This is a genomic window from Pantoea eucalypti (assembly GCF_009646115.1).
GTDB lineage: Bacteria > Pseudomonadota > Gammaproteobacteria > Enterobacterales > Enterobacteriaceae > Pantoea > Pantoea eucalypti.
This window is the reverse complement of sequence record NZ_CP045720.1, coordinates 3,654,821-3,669,754: the sequence shown is the minus strand read 5'-3', so window position 1 is coordinate 3,669,754 and position 14,934 is coordinate 3,654,821. Positions and strand designations below refer to the sequence as shown.

Here is a 14,934-nt window from a genome sequence, read left to right as displayed (position 1 = left end):
ATCAGTTACTCTTCTTTCCGCTGTTGGACGAACCTTTATCCTGAAGTTGCGACGGCACCAGGACGGTAGTGACGCGCTTGTTCTGGCCCTGGCTGTAAGCCTGCATTTTCTGCTCTTTTACCAGATAGGTAATACGATCGCCTTTGATGTTGCTGTCCTGCTGCTCAATGAACGCATTGCCGGTCAGTTCAACGAAGTCGTTAGCCAGTTCGTAGTGCAGCTTTGAGGCATGGCCCTGAACCGGCTTGCCGCTGTCCTGCATCTGATAGAACGTAGCGGGGTTGCCGTAGGCATCAACGATGGTTTTCTTGCTGTCGCCACCGGGACGGGTTACCACGACTTTATCCGCCGTGATTTTGATTGAACCCTGCGTCACGATGACATTGCCGGTAAAGGTCGCGACATTGCCCTGCAAATCGAGTGCCTGATTCTGCGAGTCAATGTTGACGGGCTTATCCGAGTCACCGGTCAGGGCAAGCGCCGGAACGCTGGTTGCCAGCAACATGCTGGCCAGTAAAAGCTTCAGGCTATTTTTGTTCATTTTGAATTTCATATGAGGTTTTGACCTTCTCGATTAACTCGGCGTTTTTTGTCCGTAAATTGCCGCGCATTTTCATGCCGGTGGAGTTAAAACTGCGTCCATACAATGTTACCTGATCATCAGAGGTAACATCCTGAGTGACAAGGTTGATCTGTGCGTTATCAGTTTTAATGCGCTCAAGCTGAGAATCCTGCGTCAGCGTATTCAGCTCAACATGGCCATACAGATAAAGCATACGATCTTTGGTGAGCTTTGCTTTATCGGCGCGTAACGTCCAGGTAGGGATTTTATTCTCATCATAAGTGGTCATCACCGGATTTTCGAACCAGCTCAGCTCGTCATCCGAGAAATAGGTCACTTTGTCTGAGACCAGTTTATATGACAGCGCGCCCTGCGGGTTATAAACCACAGTGTGTGAATCAGCACTGGTGTAGGTCGGCGACTGACTGTCGGGCCCGACGGGCGTGCCATTGTCATCCTGGTTAGTAAGATTCCAGCCGATCAAAACCAGTGCAATCAAGGTCAGAATCAGCGTTATCCAACGCCTGCTTTTACTCATACTGATTGCCCTTTGGCATCCTCAAATTTGTTCTGCGCCATTAATATCAGGTCACATACTTCGCGTACCGCGCCGCGTCCACCGGCGATCCGCGTTACGTAGTGGGCGCGTGGCAACAGGATCGGGTGTGCATCCGCCACTGCCACACTTAATCCCACCTTCGCCATAACCGGCCAGTCGATCAGATCGTCACCAATATAGGCGACCTGGTCGTCGGAAAGAGACAGTTTATCCAGAAGTTCACGATAGGCCAAAAGCTTATCCGATTGTCCCTGATAAAGATGACGGATGCCGAGCGTTTTGCAGCGATCTTCCATCAGACGGGCATTACGGCCGGTAATAATAGCCACTTCTACATCAGAGGTCAGCAAACACCGCACACCATAACCGTCCCGCACGTTGAATGCCTTCAGCTCTTCGCCATTATTTCCCATGTAGATCACCCCGTCGGACATCACGCCGTCGACGTCGCAGATCAGCAGACGAATGTTGCTGGCGCGTGCCATAACATCAGCGCTGACCGGGCCATAGCAGGTTTCAATCGGGGGAGTTGCCTGTTGCATTTTCTCTTCCTGTTCAGACTACGCCAGCGCGCAGCATGTCATGCATATGTACCACACCGAGCAGACGGTCGTCATCGGCCACCAGAATCGAGGTAATGTTTTTGGTCTGCATCAGGTTCAGGGCTTCAACCGCCAGCATATTTGGCCGGACGCGGATGCCACCCGGCGTCATCACTTCGCCAATGGTGGCGCGCTGAAAATCGATGCCCATATCAAAAATGCGGCGCAGGTCGCCATCGGTAAAGATGCCTTCAATTTTCATCAGACCGTCGACGATCACCGTCAGTCCCAGGTTTTTGCGCGTAATTTCCAGCAGCGCATCGCGCAGTGAAGCATCCCGCGTGACGTGCGGCAGCTCATCGCCGCTGTGCATGATATCAGCCACATGCAGCAGCAACTTGCGGCCCAGCGCACCGCCAGGATGGGAGAGGGCAAAGTCTTCCGCCGTGAATCCACGCGCTTCCAGCAGCGAAACCGCAAGCGCGTCACCCATCACCAGCGTGGCCGTCGTGCTGGAGGTGGGCGCCAGACCCAGCGGACACGCTTCCTGCGGAACATGAACACAAAGATGCACATCGGCAACCCGTCCCATCGCGCTGTCAGGCCGTCCGGTGATGCAGATCAGCGAAATATGCTGACGTTTTAACACTGGGATCAGCGCAAGAATTTCGCTGGACTCACCGCTGTTAGAGATGGCGATGACCACATCATTTTTGCTCACCATCCCCAGATCGCCATGGCTGGCTTCAGCCGGATGCACAAAAAAGGCGGGCGTGCCGGTACTGGCAAAGGTCGCCGCCATTTTTTTGCCGATATGGCCAGACTTGCCCATGCCCATGACCACCACTTTTCCCTGACAGGCATAAATGAGGGCGCAGGCGCGGGCGAAATCGTCATTGATATATTGATCGAGTTGTTCCAGTCCTTCACGCTCGATGCGCAGGACAGTTTTTCCCGCCTGCTGAAAATCAAATGCTGTTGGTTGCTGATATGACATAGTGAGTCTGTCCTTGTTAACCGTCCATAAATGCCGGCTGCATCCAGAGCAGCGTCACCCAGACGAAGAAACCACAGAGTAAAATTAAGCCTGCCGTGCGACCAACCCGACGGCGACGAAGCAGGCAAAGCAAGGCAAACAGCACGCTGACGCCCAGCATCACCCAATAATCACGGGCAAAAGCGTGATAGTCGATGCTGCCAGGATGAATCAGCGCCGGCAGGCCCAGCACGATGGCAATATTATAAATGTTGGCGCCGATCAGATTGCCGATCGCGATATCATCTTCACCTTTCAGCGCGCCAGCAATGACCGTTGCCAGCTCAGGCAGGCTGGTTCCCACGGCGATAAGCGTCAGGCCCATGACCAGTTCACTGACGCCAAAGTAGTCGGCAAAAGCGGTCGCATTATCGATCACCATCCGCGTCGACATCGGCAGTATAATCAGCGCGACGGCCAGCCAGAGAAAGGCCACTGTATTTCCGCTCTCTTCGCGAGGCAGTTCGGCCAGCTGTTCGCGGGTCAGGGTGTCGTTATTGTCCTGTTCCGCTTTTCGTGCAATGCGAATCACCACCATCAGATAAATAGCGGCTATGGCGATCAGGCCAATTCCATCCAGTCGACTAAGCTGATTGTCAAACAGCATGAATCCGCTGAGCAGGGTAACCAGCAACATTAACGGAAGTTCGCGGCGTATCAGATTAGAATGGACGTAAAGCGGGTGCATGAGCGCAGCGGCACCGAGGATCAGTAAAATGTTGGTAATATTCGAGCCGAGCGCGGTACCCACAGCAAGATCCATCTGGCCATGCTGCGCCGCTGAAAAGGAGAGGATCATCTCGGGCAGCGAGGTGCCGATGCTGACAACGGTCATGCCGATAATCAGTGGCGGGATGCCAAAAGATCGACACAATATTGAGGCGCTAAACACCAGACGATCGGCACCATATGCCAGTAAAAGCAAACCGATAATCAGCAGTGCAGAAGCTAAGAACATGAAAAATCCTTGCGTAAAAACCCGGGCCGGCAATGCTTTTCCCGACCGGTTTAAGGTTCTGTTTGGCGAGACAGGCGCTGATTTTGACCGCCTGAACGGCAAAAGTAAATTTAATGACCATTTTCGCCAAATCTTAGCGGTAAGTTTCTGTAAAGCTATCGTGAATCAGGACCGAACAGGCTACCATCGTACCCCATGTTTACGCCCGATCCTTACAAGAGGTAATAATGATCCAGCAGCAAACGAATCTGGTTGAGGTTCGTGGCGTGAGTTTTTCGCGCGGAGATCGCACTATCTTCGACGACATTTCGCTGACCGTGCCGAAAGGGAAAGTCACGGCGATAATGGGGCCATCGGGGATAGGAAAAACCACTCTGCTACGCCTGATTGGGGGGCAACTTCAGCCAACCAGCGGTGAAATCTTTTTCCGTGGCGAAAACATTCCGTCATTGTCACGCGCTAAATTGTACGAAGCGCGCAAGAAAATGAGCATGCTGTTCCAGTCTGGTGCCCTGTTTACTGACTTAACGGTCTATGAAAATGTGGCTTGGCCGCTGCGTGAACATACCCGTCTGCCTGCACCGATTCTGCACAGCACCGTATTAATGAAGCTGGAAGCGGTGGGTCTGCGCGGTGCTGCCCAGCTGAAACCAGCTGAGCTGTCGGGCGGGATGGCACGCCGTGTGGCACTGGCGCGTGCAATTGCGCTTGAGCCGGAGCTGATCATGTTCGACGAACCTTTTGTCGGACAGGATCCGATTACCATGGGCGTGCTGGTAAAATTAATCGACGAACTTAACCATGCTCTGGGCCTGACCTGTATTGTGGTCTCGCACGACGTACCGGAAGTACTGAGTATTGCGGACTATGCCTATATCGTGGCCGGACAAAAAATTATCGCACACGGCACCACGCCGGAACTGCGAGAGAATAATGACCCGCGCGTGCGCCAGTTTATTGATGGCCATGCGGATGGTCCGGTTCCCTTCCGTTTTCCTGCCGGCGACTATCTCGCTGATTTAACCGGCTCAGGGAGTAACTAAACAGATGGTCTTGAAGGCGCTGGCGTCATTCGGTCGTCAGGGAATTGAAACGTGCGCCAGTTTTGGACGCGCAGGATTAATGCTGTTTCACGCGCTGGTGGGAAAACCCGCGTTCCGCAGACATACGCCGCTACTGATCAAACAACTCTATAGTGTTGGCGTACTGTCGTTACTGATTATTGTGGTTTCAGGTCTGTTTATCGGCATGGTACTCGGACTGCAGGGCTATCTGGTGCTGAACACCTATGGTGCAGAAACCAGTCTGGGTATGCTGGTGGCGCTCTCCTTGCTGCGTGAACTGGGGCCGGTTGTTACCGCGCTGCTGTTTGCCGGACGGGCAGGATCGGCACTGACGGCTGAAATCGGCCTGATGAAAGCCACTGAACAGCTCTCCAGTATGGAGATGATGGCGGTGGATCCGTTGCGCCGGGTAGTCTCGCCGCGCTTCTGGGCCGGTTTTATCAGCATGCCGCTACTGACCATGATCTTCACTGCGGTCGGTATTGCAGGCGGTGCACTGGTTGGCGTGAGCTGGAAGGGGATCGATCCCGGTTTCTTCTGGTCAGCTATGCAGAACGCGGTCGATTTCCGAACCGATATCGTTAACTGCATCATCAAAAGCGCCGTCTTTGCCGTAACGGTCACCTGGATTGCTCTTTTTAATGGCTATGACGCGATTCCCACTTCTGAAGGGATCAGTCGCGCGACAACGCGTACCGTAGTACATGCTTCACTGGCGGTGCTCGGGTTGGATTTTGTGCTGACAGCACTGATGTTTGGGAATTGATGCAATGCAAAGCAAAAAAAGCGAAATCTGGGTTGGCATTTTTATGATTATGGCGTTGATCGCCGCATTGTTTCTCTGTCTGCGCGTCGCCGATTTAAAGTCGATGGGCACAGAGCCGACGTGGAAACTCTACGCGACCTTTGACAATATCGGCGGCCTGAAAGCCAGTTCGCCGGTCAAAATTGGTGGTGTGGTCATTGGCCGGGTGACAGAAATAGCGCTTGAGCCGAAAACGCTGCTGCCGCGTGTCACCATGGAGATCAGCGATCAGTATGCGAATAAAATTTCAGATACCAGTTCGCTGGCTGTCCGTACTCAGGGCCTGCTGGGTGAGCAGTTCCTGGCGCTGAACTTAGGCTTTGACGATCCTGAGCTCGGCTCGGCGATGCTGAAAGATGGCGATACGCTGCGTGATACGAAGTCAGCCATGGTGCTCGAAGACCTGATCGGCCAGTTCCTTTATAAGAGCGGCGATAACAAACAAAAAACTGACTCCAAAGACGCGCAGGAAGGCGACAGTGCTGCGCCTGCGGCACCGGCTCAACCTTAAAGAAGAGGGTTTACCATGTTTAAACGTTTATTGATGATTGCCATGCTGGTGGTAGCGGTACCGTTGACGGCGACCGCAGCCGATCAGAGCAATCCTTACAAGCTGATGAACGAAGCGGCGCAGAAGACATTCACCCGTCTGAAAAATGAGCAGCCGAAAATCAAGCAGGATCCCAACTACCTGCGTGAGATTGTGCGTCAGGAGCTCCTGCCATATGTGCAGATTAAATATGCAGGCGCGTTAGTGCTGGGACGCTACTATCGTGACTCAACACCTGCTCAGCGTGAAGCCTATTTCAGCGCCTTTGGTGATTACCTGGCGCAGGCGTATGGTCAGGCACTGGCACTCTATAACGGCCAGAGCTACCAGATTCAGCCCGAACAGCCGTTAGGCGACGCCCAGATTGTCGCTATTCGTGTCACCATTATTGACCCAAATGGACGTCCGCCGGTACGCCTCGATTTCCAGTGGCGTAAAAATAGCCAGAGCGGGAAATGGCAGGCTTATGACATGATCGCCGAAGGCGTCAGCATGATCACCACGAAACAAAATGAGTGGAGCGATTTGTTGCGTACCAAAGGTATTGATGGTCTGACGGCACAACTGAAGTCTTCTGCGGCACAGCCGATTACGCTGGATAAACAACAATAATGCACGAATCGTTACGCTGGGAGCGGGAAGCCAGCACGCTATTACTTAAAGGCGAACTGGATCGCGACACGCTGATGAGCCTGTGGCAGCAACGCGAGACGCTGATCAAAGATGTCGATACTATCGACGTCGCGGGGCTGGAGCGGGTGGACTCTTCCGGTCTCGCCCTGCTGGTGCACTTGCGGGAAATCGCGCGTGCACAGGGTATAACCCCATGCTTTACAGGCATCAGTGACAAACTGCGCTCGCTGATTACCCTTTACAATCTGCAACAGATTATTGTTTCTGCGGATAAAAGCGCCTGATTTCCGGTTGTTATGCTAAGCCCCTGTTTCCAGCAGGGGCTTTTGCGTATTTAAGAGTCAGCCGCTTTCCTCTACTATGTCAGCCTTATTATTATTAAGTGAAGTTAAGCCCAATGGAAAACAGTGAAATTCAGGCCGTGCTGATGGCCGCATTGCCTTTAGACGAAGTTCATGTGATGAGCAACGATGGCAGCCATTTTCAGGTGATCGCCGTAGGCGAACTGTTTGGCGAACTGAGCCGCGTGAAAAAGCAGCAGGCTGTCTATGCGCCGCTGATGGAATTCATCGCGGATAACCGCATGCATGCTGTCTCTATCAAAACTTATACTCCCGCTGAATGGGCACGTGACCGTAAACTCAACGGTTTCTGATCCTTCTGCGTGGTGAACTCGCCGTGAGCGAGTCCAATTTTTAGCTAGTTAATCGAGAGCCGTGTTGATGGAAAAATTTCGTGTGCAAGGCCCCACCCGTTTAAGTGGTGAAGTCACCATTTCCGGGGCAAAGAACGCCGCACTTCCTATTCTGTTTGCTGCCCTGCTGGCTGAAGAGCCGGTAGAGATTAAGAACGTGCCAAAGCTGCGCGACATTGATACCACCATGAAACTGCTGAGCCAGCTGGGTGCGAAGGTCGAACGCAACGGTTCTGTGCATGTCGATGCCAGTGCGGTAGATGTGTTTTGTGCGCCTTATGACCTGGTCAAAACCATGCGTGCCTCAATCTGGGCGCTGGGTCCGCTGGTGGCGCGTTTTGGTCAGGGTCAGGTTTCTCTGCCGGGTGGCTGCGCTATCGGCGCGCGTCCGGTTGATCTGCATATCACCGGTCTGGAACAGCTGGGTGCTGAGATCAAACTGGAAGAGGGCTACGTTAAAGCCTCAGTCAATGGACGCCTGAAAGGCGCGCTGATTGTCATGGACAAAATCAGCGTTGGCGCAACGGTCACTATCATGAGTGCAGCGACGCTGGCGACAGGTACCACTGTGATCGAGAATGCGGCGCGTGAGCCGGAAATTGTCGATACCGCCAACTTCCTTAACACCCTGGGTGCCAAAATCAGTGGCGCAGGTAGCGACAAAATCACCATCGAAGGCGTTGAGCGTCTGGGTGGCGGTGTTTATCGCGTTCTGCCCGATCGTATCGAAACCGGTACCTTCCTGGTGGCTGCTGCCATTTCAGGCGGCAAAGTGATGTGCCACAAAACCCAGCCAGATACCATGGATGCTGTATTGGCTAAGCTGCGTGATGCGGGTGCCGATATTGAAACCGGTGAAGACTGGATCAGTCTGGACATGCACGGCAAGCGACCAAAAGCGGTTAACGTGCGCACCGCTCCGCATCCGGGGTTCCCGACAGATATGCAGGCACAGTTCACCCTGTTAAACATGGTTGCGGAAGGCACGGGTCTGATTACCGAAACCATTTTCGAAAACCGTTTTATGCATATCCCTGAACTGATTCGCATGGGCGGACATGCTGAGATTGAGAGCAACACGGCAATCTGTCATGGGGTTGAAACCCTGTCAGGTGCGCAGGTGATGGCGACCGATCTGCGTGCTTCTGCCAGCCTGGTTCTGGCGGGTTGTATTGCGGAAGGCACGACGTTCGTTGATCGCATTTATCACATCGATCGTGGCTATGAGCACATCGAAGATAAACTGAAAGCAATGGGCGCGAACATCGAGCGTGTCAGCGAAGAGTAAGTCTGCTGAGGCACTCAAAAAGCCAGCCCCCTTCAGGGCTGGTTTTTTTTTCGCCTGAAAATAGCCTGCGGTCTCAGTTGCTGTCGGAATGCGCTGCAGGCGTCCGGATACGTTTTCTGCGATCCAGCAGGCGGTGGGTGTGGGGATCATAATATCGACTGGGCCAGATCTCACTCGGGTGAATCGTTAGCGCGTCGGCGATCAGCCATTCTCCTTTGGGCCACGGGCGCGTCAGCGCATTAGCCAGTGTTGACGAACTCAGACCCGATGCGCGTGATAGTGCTGCCAGCGTCATACCGCGTTTGTGCAGCGCCGCGATAATGTCAGCCGGATGCCAGTCTTCCTTTATTTTTTCCATAACCTGTTCTCCTTTTCCTTGTCATTGCGTCGTCCAGCAGGACGTTGGCTTTCCTTTTTAGTGCCATCTGGAAAGAACAGGGGTTTTATAGCAAAAAGTTTCCATTAATTTCCAGTTATTTTTAGATCCAGCGCCGGGTCTGTGGGATGACTCGCAAAAGGTGTGCAAATGCTTGCAGGAAATAAGAATAATGGGGACGGATGAGATGAAAACGGAGCCCGGAAGGCTCCGTGAGGGATCAAAAATCGCGCTGAACTGACATGTGCGCCAGCGACTCCAGGGCACTGCGCCATGGCGATTCCGGCAGAATTCTCAGGGCTTCAATGGCTTTATCCGCTTCCTGTTCGGCACGACTGCGCGTCCACTCCAGAGAACCACACTGATTCATCGCTTCCAGTACGGGTTCCAGCAGATGGCGGCCATTTCCCTGTTCAATGGCTTCACGGATCATCTTCGCCTGTTCAGGCGAGCCGTGCTGCATCGCATGCAGCAGTGGCAGGGTGGGTTTGCCTTCACTCAGGTCATCGCCAGTATTTTTACCCAGCGTTTCACCATCAGCACTGTAATCCAGTAAGTCGTCAATTAACTGGAAAGCCGTACCCAGATAGCGCCCATAATCCTGCAGGGCTTTTTCCTCTTCAGGTGTGGCTTCAGCCAGAATTGCAGAAGCCTGCGAGGCGGCTTCAAACAGACGCGCTGTCTTGCTGTAAATGACGCGCATGTAGCTCTCTTCAGTGATGTCGGGATCATTCACGTTCATCAGCTGCAGGACTTCACCTTCAGCAATGACGTTTACTGCCTCTGACATCAGCGCCAGGATACGCAGCGAACCCATGCTGGTCATCATCTGGAAGGCGCGGGTATAAATAAAGTCACCGACCAGCACGCTTGCCGCATTGCCAAACGCCGCGTTCGCGGTCGCTTTGCCACGACGCATATCGGATTCATCCACGACATCGTCATGCAGCAGCGTGGCGGTGTGGATAAATTCGATCAGCGCCGCATTGGTCACGTGCAGGTCGCCCTTGTAGCCCATGGCACGTGCGGAGAGCACGGCAATCATGGGACGGATACGCTTGCCCCCACCACTGATGATGTAATAGCCCAACTGGTTGATGAGCGAGACATCTGAATTCAGCTGGTCGAGGATGGTCTGGTTAACGGCAGCCATATCCTGTGCGGTTAATTCATTAATCTGTTCTAAGTTCATTCGTCTTTTCAGCTATGACTCGTTATCTCTGCCATGGTAAGTGGTTTACTCAGCCAGCGTTCAGGTAATCTGTTACTGATTGTACTTGAATTTTGTGCCTGAGAAACGGTTGCATTCAGCCTGTGTTTTTTTTCTGCAAGAGTGTGCAAAGTGCTCTTGTCTTCTTCTGGAGTTTTGCGTAGAATTCGCGCCCTATTGTGAATATTTAGCGCGCCGCCTGATGAACTAAAAGGCAAGCGCAGAAGCGGAGTTTTATATGTACGCGGTTTTCCAAAGTGGTGGTAAACAACACCGAGTTAGCGAAGGTCAGACCGTTCGCCTGGAAAAGCTGGACATCGCAACCGGTGAAACGATTGAGTTTGACCAGGTTCTGATGATTGCTAATGGCGAAGACGTGAAAATCGGCGCGCCACTGGTTTCAGGCGGAATGATCAAGGCAGAAGTTGTTGCTCACGGTCGTGGCGAGAAAATTAAGATTGTTAAGTTTCGTCGTCGTAAGCACTACCGTAAGCAAGCAGGCCATCGCCAGTGGTTCACTGATGTGAAAATCACTGGTATCACGGCGTAAGAGGAGATCTGACAAATGGCACATAAAAAGGCTGGTGGTTCGACTCGAAATGGTCGTGACTCCAATGCAAAACGTCTGGGTGTAAAGCGTTTCGGTGGCGAATCTGTTCTGGCAGGTAGCATCATCGTTCGTCAGCGTGGCACCAAATTCCACGCCGGTACCAATGTAGGTTGTGGTCGTGACCACACCCTGTTTGCTACCGCAGACGGTAAAGTACAGTTCGAAGTTAAAGGTCCGAACAACCGTAAATACATCAGCATCGTTGCTGAGTAAGGTTGTCGTGACGCAGACGTTTAACGTCTGAACGCACGAATTGAAGGCCCCGCAGCTCCTGCGGGGCTTTTTACATTCTGCGGTCTGTTGCGGTAAAAGCGACGCATCACAAAAGTTTGCTGTACACTTTGTGTACGCACTGGCGAAAGCCAATCCTGATTTATCCGCCGCTGGTCAGCGCAGAAGACCCTGGCGGACCCGTCTGCAGAGTGCTGCAGACGATTGTGTGACGGAGATAGAAAATGAAGTTTGTAGATGAAGCGACAATTTTGGTCGTCGCCGGTGATGGCGGTAATGGTTGCGTGAGCTTCCGCCGCGAAAAATATATCCCGAGAGGCGGCCCTGATGGCGGTGATGGCGGTGACGGCGGTGATGTTTATCTGATCGCTGATGAAAACCTCAATACCCTTATCGATTATCGTTTCGAAAAATCTTTCCGGGCAGAGCGCGGACAGAACGGCCAGAGCCGCGACTGTACAGGCAAACGCGGTAAAGATATCGAAGTTAAAGTGCCAGTCGGCACCCGGGTTATCGATCAGGGTACAGGTGAGACACTCGGTGACATGACGCGTCACGGCCAGAAACTGATGGTCGGCAAGGGCGGCTGGCATGGTCTGGGCAACACGCGCTTCAAATCCTCAGTGAACCGCAGTCCTCGTCAGAAAACGATGGGTACTCCAGGTGAAAAACGTGACCTGCAGCTGGAGCTGATGCTGCTGGCAGACGTTGGGATGCTGGGCTTACCGAACGCCGGTAAATCAACCTTTATCCGTGCTGTTTCAGCTGCCAAACCAAAAGTGGCGGACTATCCATTTACCACGCTTGTGCCGAGCCTGGGCGTAGTCCGTATGGACAGCGAGCAGAGCTTCGTCGTGGCTGATATTCCTGGCCTGATTGAAGGCGCAGCAGACGGTGCTGGCCTCGGTATCCGCTTCCTGAAACACCTTGAGCGTTGCCGCGTATTGCTGCACCTGATCGACATCGATCCGATCGATGAAAGCGATCCGGTTGAAAATGCCCGCATTATTCTCGGCGAGCTCGAAAAGTACAGCGAGAAGCTGTTCAACAAGCCACGCTGGCTGGTCTTCAACAAGATTGATCTGATTAGCGAAGAAGAAGCGCAGTCACGGGCAAAAGCCGTTGCTGAAGCGCTGGGCTGGGAAGATAAGTATTACCTGATCTCTGCCGCAAGCCGTACTGGTGTCAACGAACTCTGCTGGGACGTGATGAGCTTCATCAATGCCAACCCGAAAGAAGCCGAGCTTGAAGAGAAACAGCCGGAAAAAGTGGAGTTTATGTGGGACGATTACCACAAAGAAACCATTGAAAACACGGTCGAAGTGGAAGATGAAGAGTGGGATGACGACTGGGATGATGAAGACGACGAAGGTGTTGAAATCATCTATCAGCGTTAACCGCGCGTCTGCTACAGCGTGATATAGGATGCCCCCTTTCAGGAATGAAAGGGGGCATTGTTCTTTCTGGAGCCAGCACTTCAGGGCGACGCTGGTATCCGCTTCTGAAGCGTTCAGCCATAAAAAAACGCAGCAGGTTGATCACCTGCTGCGTTTTTATTACTGCGTAATCAGTTGTTCTGATTGATATCGCGGTAGAGTCGGCTCTCGAAACGCACCAGGGGAATACGACGGGTACGTTGATCTTCCGGCGGTACCGCATACCCGGAAAGGAACTGAACGAACGCCACCCGCGCGCCACTTGAGGTAGTGATAAAGCCCGCCAGGTTATAGACGCCCTGCAATGAACCGGTTTTCGCCGAGACTTTGCCATCCAGTCCTGCTTCATGCAGTCCGCCCCGATATTGCAGCGTGCCATCATAGCCAGCCAGCGGCAGCATCGAAATATAATCCAGCGTGTTGTCATTCTTCGCAATGAACTGCAACACCTGCATCATGGTTTGCGGCGAAATCAGGTCGTGACGCGACAGGCCGGAACCATCGACCTGGATGCTGTTGCCCATATCGACGTTGGCTTTCGCTTTCAGGATACGACGAACCGCATCCTGCCCGGCACGGAAGGTTCCTGGTACGTTGAAGTAGTGATGACCAATAGTGCGGAACACCGTGTCGGCAATCATGTTGTCTGATTTCTTCAGCATGGTGTGCAGCAGCGTATGCAGCGGCGCGGACTGGGTCGATGCCAGTACGGTGCCTGGCTCCGTGACCTGCGTCTGACGCACCAGATGCCCGCTGTAATCAATCTCTGACGACCGCAGTTCCGCCTTGAGAATCTCGCCAGCCCAGGCCGCACCATCCTGCACGGCAAAGGCCAGCGGCAGCGGTTCGGCACGCTGACGCATACAGCCAGTCAGCGTGTAGCGGTTCAACTCGCCCGGCACCACATCCAGTTCACAATATTGCCCTTCGCCGCTGTTGCGGCCGATTGTGCGGACCTGGCTGTACATATGCGCCGGATAATAGGAGGCGATGCGAACAAAGGCATTTTCACCCGGCGTATTCGCGCTGTAGAGCGACACCGAGAAACAGTTCTTATCAACAATCGCAGCACCCGGCGGGGCGCTGAAGCACTGAGTCATATCGTTCCACGGCCAGCCCGGCGCCATGTCGTGACTGGCAAACACGGACGTGTCGATAACCAGATTGCCTTTGATATGGTTAATACCCTGCTTCTTAATCGCCGCGACCATGTTGCGCAGATCCTGACGGGTTAAAGTGGGATCACCGCCGAAACGTGCGACTAAATCGCCGTTCAGGGTGCCATCTATAATGGCGCCGCGAGTCTCAAAAGTGGTCTGAAAACGGAAATCGCCACCCAGTTCCAGTAATGCCGCCAGCGCCGTCACCACTTTCATGGTACTGGCGGGCAGGGCCATCTGTTTTCCGTGATAATCAATGATCGGTGTTGAAGCACCCACTTTCTGGACCATCAGCGCCAGATTGGCACCGTCAGGCAGGTACTGCATGTATTCATCAACTGGCGCTGCGTGTGCCTGCAGCATAAATGCACAGCTTAATCCGGTAACAAGTCGTGAAAATCGCATAATCTCGCGGTAACTGGCAGGTGAGGGCGTCAATACTACGTTGCCGGACGGTGCAAAGTAAACGATGACCCGCAGTGAACTCTGGGGTAAAATACGTATCAAATTGCAAAACTCTTTTCTGGCCTGGAAGCATCTCCGGGTCAGGATTCTTTTATTTGCAAAAACGGGCTAATGTGCCGCAGAACGCTTTTTTCTGCAGTCACCGGTCAGGATGACATCGTTAACAGGAAAGAGGGCGAGGAGCTTAAATGAATCAGATTCCGATGACGTTAAGAGGCGCTGAAAGATTGCGCGAAGAGCTGAACGAGCTGAAAACCGTGAAGCGCCCGCGCATTATCGCCTCTATCGCTGACGCACGCGAACACGGCGATTTAAAAGAAAACGCGGAATACCATGCTGCGCGTGAAGAGCAGGGTTTTTGTGAAGGGCGTATTCAGGAGATTGAAGCCAAACTCTCCAATGCGCAGGTGATCGACGTCACCCAGATGCCTAAAACTGGCCGCGTAATTTTCGGCGCAACGGTGACCGTACTGAATGTCGAGACCGACGAAGAGTCGACTTATCGTATCGTGGGCGATGACGAAGCGGACTTTAAGCAAAATCTGATTTCGGTCAATTCGCCGATGGCGCGTGGCCTGGTGGGAAAAGAGGCCGATGATGTGGCTATTGTTAAAACCCCAGGCGGCGACGTTGAGTACGAAATCCTGAAGGTGGAATACCTTTAAGATGTTGCTACGCTTTGAAAAGCGTTAAAGCACAATGTAAAGAAAAGAAAAAGGCCGCATCGCGGCCTTTTATCTGAGGTAAGAGCATGT

The 14,934-nt window shown here is 53.1% G+C and carries 20 protein-coding genes; 12 read left to right on the top strand and 8 right to left on the bottom strand.

Annotated elements, in window-relative coordinates; all coding sequences use genetic code 11:
* Position 1 precedes the first annotated feature (1 nt).
* The 5 genes from lptA to EE896_RS17145 are packed head-to-tail and all read right to left on the bottom strand — an operon-like array spanning position 2 to position 3,657.
* The gene (lptA, locus tag EE896_RS17165; RefSeq protein ID WP_033762313.1) at positions 2-553 is read right to left on the bottom strand and encodes a lipopolysaccharide ABC transporter substrate-binding protein LptA; all 552 of its coding nucleotides are present in this window, start codon (positions 551-553) and stop codon (positions 2-4) included.
* Positions 528-1,100, bottom strand: coding sequence for an LPS export ABC transporter periplasmic protein LptC (lptC, locus tag EE896_RS17160; protein ID WP_008925408.1), 573 nt, complete (start codon positions 1,098-1,100; stop codon positions 528-530). Before lptC ends, lptA begins: the two co-directional genes overlap by 26 nt.
* Positions 1,097-1,663, bottom strand: coding sequence for a 3-deoxy-manno-octulosonate-8-phosphatase KdsC (gene kdsC, locus EE896_RS17155; protein WP_003851104.1), 567 nt, complete (start codon positions 1,661-1,663; stop codon positions 1,097-1,099). Before kdsC ends, lptC begins: the two co-directional genes overlap by 4 nt.
* A 13-nt stretch (positions 1,664-1,676) precedes the next feature.
* Positions 1,677-2,660, bottom strand: a complete 984-nt coding sequence (kdsD, locus tag EE896_RS17150) for an arabinose-5-phosphate isomerase KdsD (protein ID WP_003851102.1) — start codon at positions 2,658-2,660, stop codon at positions 1,677-1,679.
* 16 nt (positions 2,661-2,676) lie between these two features.
* On the bottom strand, positions 2,677-3,657 hold the full coding sequence (locus tag EE896_RS17145; protein ID WP_003851100.1) for a calcium/sodium antiporter: 981 nt from the start codon (positions 3,655-3,657) through the stop codon (positions 2,677-2,679).
* On the opposite strand from EE896_RS17145, the gene EE896_RS22435 reads away from it, so the two are divergent.
* From EE896_RS22435 to murA, 8 genes are all read left to right on the top strand, one after another.
* On the top strand, positions 3,656-3,913 hold the full coding sequence (locus tag EE896_RS22435; RefSeq protein ID WP_128755139.1) for a hypothetical protein: 258 nt from the start codon (positions 3,656-3,658) through the stop codon (positions 3,911-3,913). The two genes, EE896_RS17145 and EE896_RS22435, sit on opposite strands and share 2 nt — an antisense overlap.
* The gene (mlaF, locus tag EE896_RS17140; protein ID WP_008925409.1) at positions 3,885-4,700 is read left to right on the top strand and encodes a phospholipid ABC transporter ATP-binding protein MlaF; all 816 of its coding nucleotides are present in this window, start codon (positions 3,885-3,887) and stop codon (positions 4,698-4,700) included. The genes EE896_RS22435 and mlaF overlap by 29 nt, the downstream gene beginning before the upstream one ends.
* A gap of 4 nt (positions 4,701-4,704) precedes the next feature.
* Positions 4,705-5,487 (top strand): lipid asymmetry maintenance ABC transporter permease subunit MlaE, encoded by a 783-nt coding sequence (mlaE, locus tag EE896_RS17135; RefSeq protein WP_078804847.1) that lies wholly within the window; start codon positions 4,705-4,707, stop codon positions 5,485-5,487.
* Positions 5,488-5,491: 4 nt separating this feature from the next.
* Complete coding sequence (gene mlaD / locus EE896_RS17130) at positions 5,492-6,037, top strand: outer membrane lipid asymmetry maintenance protein MlaD (RefSeq protein ID WP_008925411.1); 546 nt, start codon at positions 5,492-5,494, stop codon at positions 6,035-6,037.
* A 15-nt stretch (positions 6,038-6,052) separates the two neighbouring features.
* On the top strand, positions 6,053-6,688 hold the full coding sequence (mlaC, locus tag EE896_RS17125; protein WP_008925412.1) for a phospholipid-binding protein MlaC: 636 nt from the start codon (positions 6,053-6,055) through the stop codon (positions 6,686-6,688).
* Positions 6,688-6,993, top strand: a complete 306-nt coding sequence (mlaB, locus tag EE896_RS17120) for a lipid asymmetry maintenance protein MlaB (RefSeq protein WP_008925413.1) — start codon at positions 6,688-6,690, stop codon at positions 6,991-6,993. The genes mlaC and mlaB overlap by 1 nt, the downstream gene beginning before the upstream one ends.
* Before the next feature lie 113 nt (positions 6,994-7,106).
* Positions 7,107-7,364, top strand: a complete 258-nt coding sequence (gene ibaG / locus EE896_RS17115; protein ID WP_003851098.1) for a BolA family iron metabolism protein IbaG — start codon at positions 7,107-7,109, stop codon at positions 7,362-7,364.
* A gap of 67 nt (positions 7,365-7,431) precedes the next feature.
* Positions 7,432-8,691 carry a UDP-N-acetylglucosamine 1-carboxyvinyltransferase gene (gene murA / locus EE896_RS17110; RefSeq protein WP_008925414.1) on the top strand — a complete coding sequence of 420 codons (1,260 nt, stop codon included), beginning with the start codon at positions 7,432-7,434 and terminating at the stop codon, positions 8,689-8,691.
* A 73-nt stretch (positions 8,692-8,764) separates the two neighbouring features.
* Here murA and EE896_RS17105 read toward each other — a convergent pair whose 3' ends face one another.
* Positions 8,765-9,049, bottom strand: coding sequence for a helix-turn-helix domain-containing protein (locus EE896_RS17105; protein WP_003851095.1), 285 nt, complete (start codon positions 9,047-9,049; stop codon positions 8,765-8,767).
* Positions 9,050-9,287: 238 nt separating this feature from the next.
* On the bottom strand, positions 9,288-10,259 hold the full coding sequence (gene ispB, locus EE896_RS17100; protein ID WP_008925415.1) for an octaprenyl diphosphate synthase: 972 nt from the start codon (positions 10,257-10,259) through the stop codon (positions 9,288-9,290).
* A gap of 256 nt (positions 10,260-10,515) precedes the next feature.
* Here ispB and rplU point away from each other — a divergent pair, with 256 nt between their 5' ends.
* From rplU to cgtA, 3 genes are all read left to right on the top strand, one after another.
* The gene (gene rplU, locus EE896_RS17095) at positions 10,516-10,827 is read left to right on the top strand and encodes a 50S ribosomal protein L21 (RefSeq protein WP_008925416.1); all 312 of its coding nucleotides are present in this window, start codon (positions 10,516-10,518) and stop codon (positions 10,825-10,827) included.
* Positions 10,828-10,842: 15 nt separating this feature from the next.
* On the top strand, positions 10,843-11,100 hold the full coding sequence (gene rpmA / locus EE896_RS17090) for a 50S ribosomal protein L27 (RefSeq protein WP_003851093.1): 258 nt from the start codon (positions 10,843-10,845) through the stop codon (positions 11,098-11,100).
* A gap of 242 nt (positions 11,101-11,342) precedes the next feature.
* A complete protein-coding gene (cgtA, locus tag EE896_RS17085; RefSeq protein ID WP_003851092.1) occupies positions 11,343-12,515 on the top strand; it encodes an Obg family GTPase CgtA in 1,173 nt (390 codons plus the stop codon).
* Between the two features lie 170 nt (positions 12,516-12,685).
* Here the strand turns inward: cgtA and dacB are convergent, their stop codons facing one another.
* The gene (gene dacB, locus EE896_RS17080; RefSeq protein ID WP_033743117.1) at positions 12,686-14,119 is read right to left on the bottom strand and encodes a serine-type D-Ala-D-Ala carboxypeptidase; all 1,434 of its coding nucleotides are present in this window, start codon (positions 14,117-14,119) and stop codon (positions 12,686-12,688) included.
* 248 nt (positions 14,120-14,367) lie between these two features.
* On the opposite strand from dacB, the gene greA reads away from it, so the two are divergent.
* Complete coding sequence (gene greA / locus EE896_RS17075; RefSeq protein WP_003851087.1) at positions 14,368-14,844, top strand: transcription elongation factor GreA; 477 nt, start codon at positions 14,368-14,370, stop codon at positions 14,842-14,844.
* Positions 14,845-14,934 lie beyond the last annotated feature (90 nt).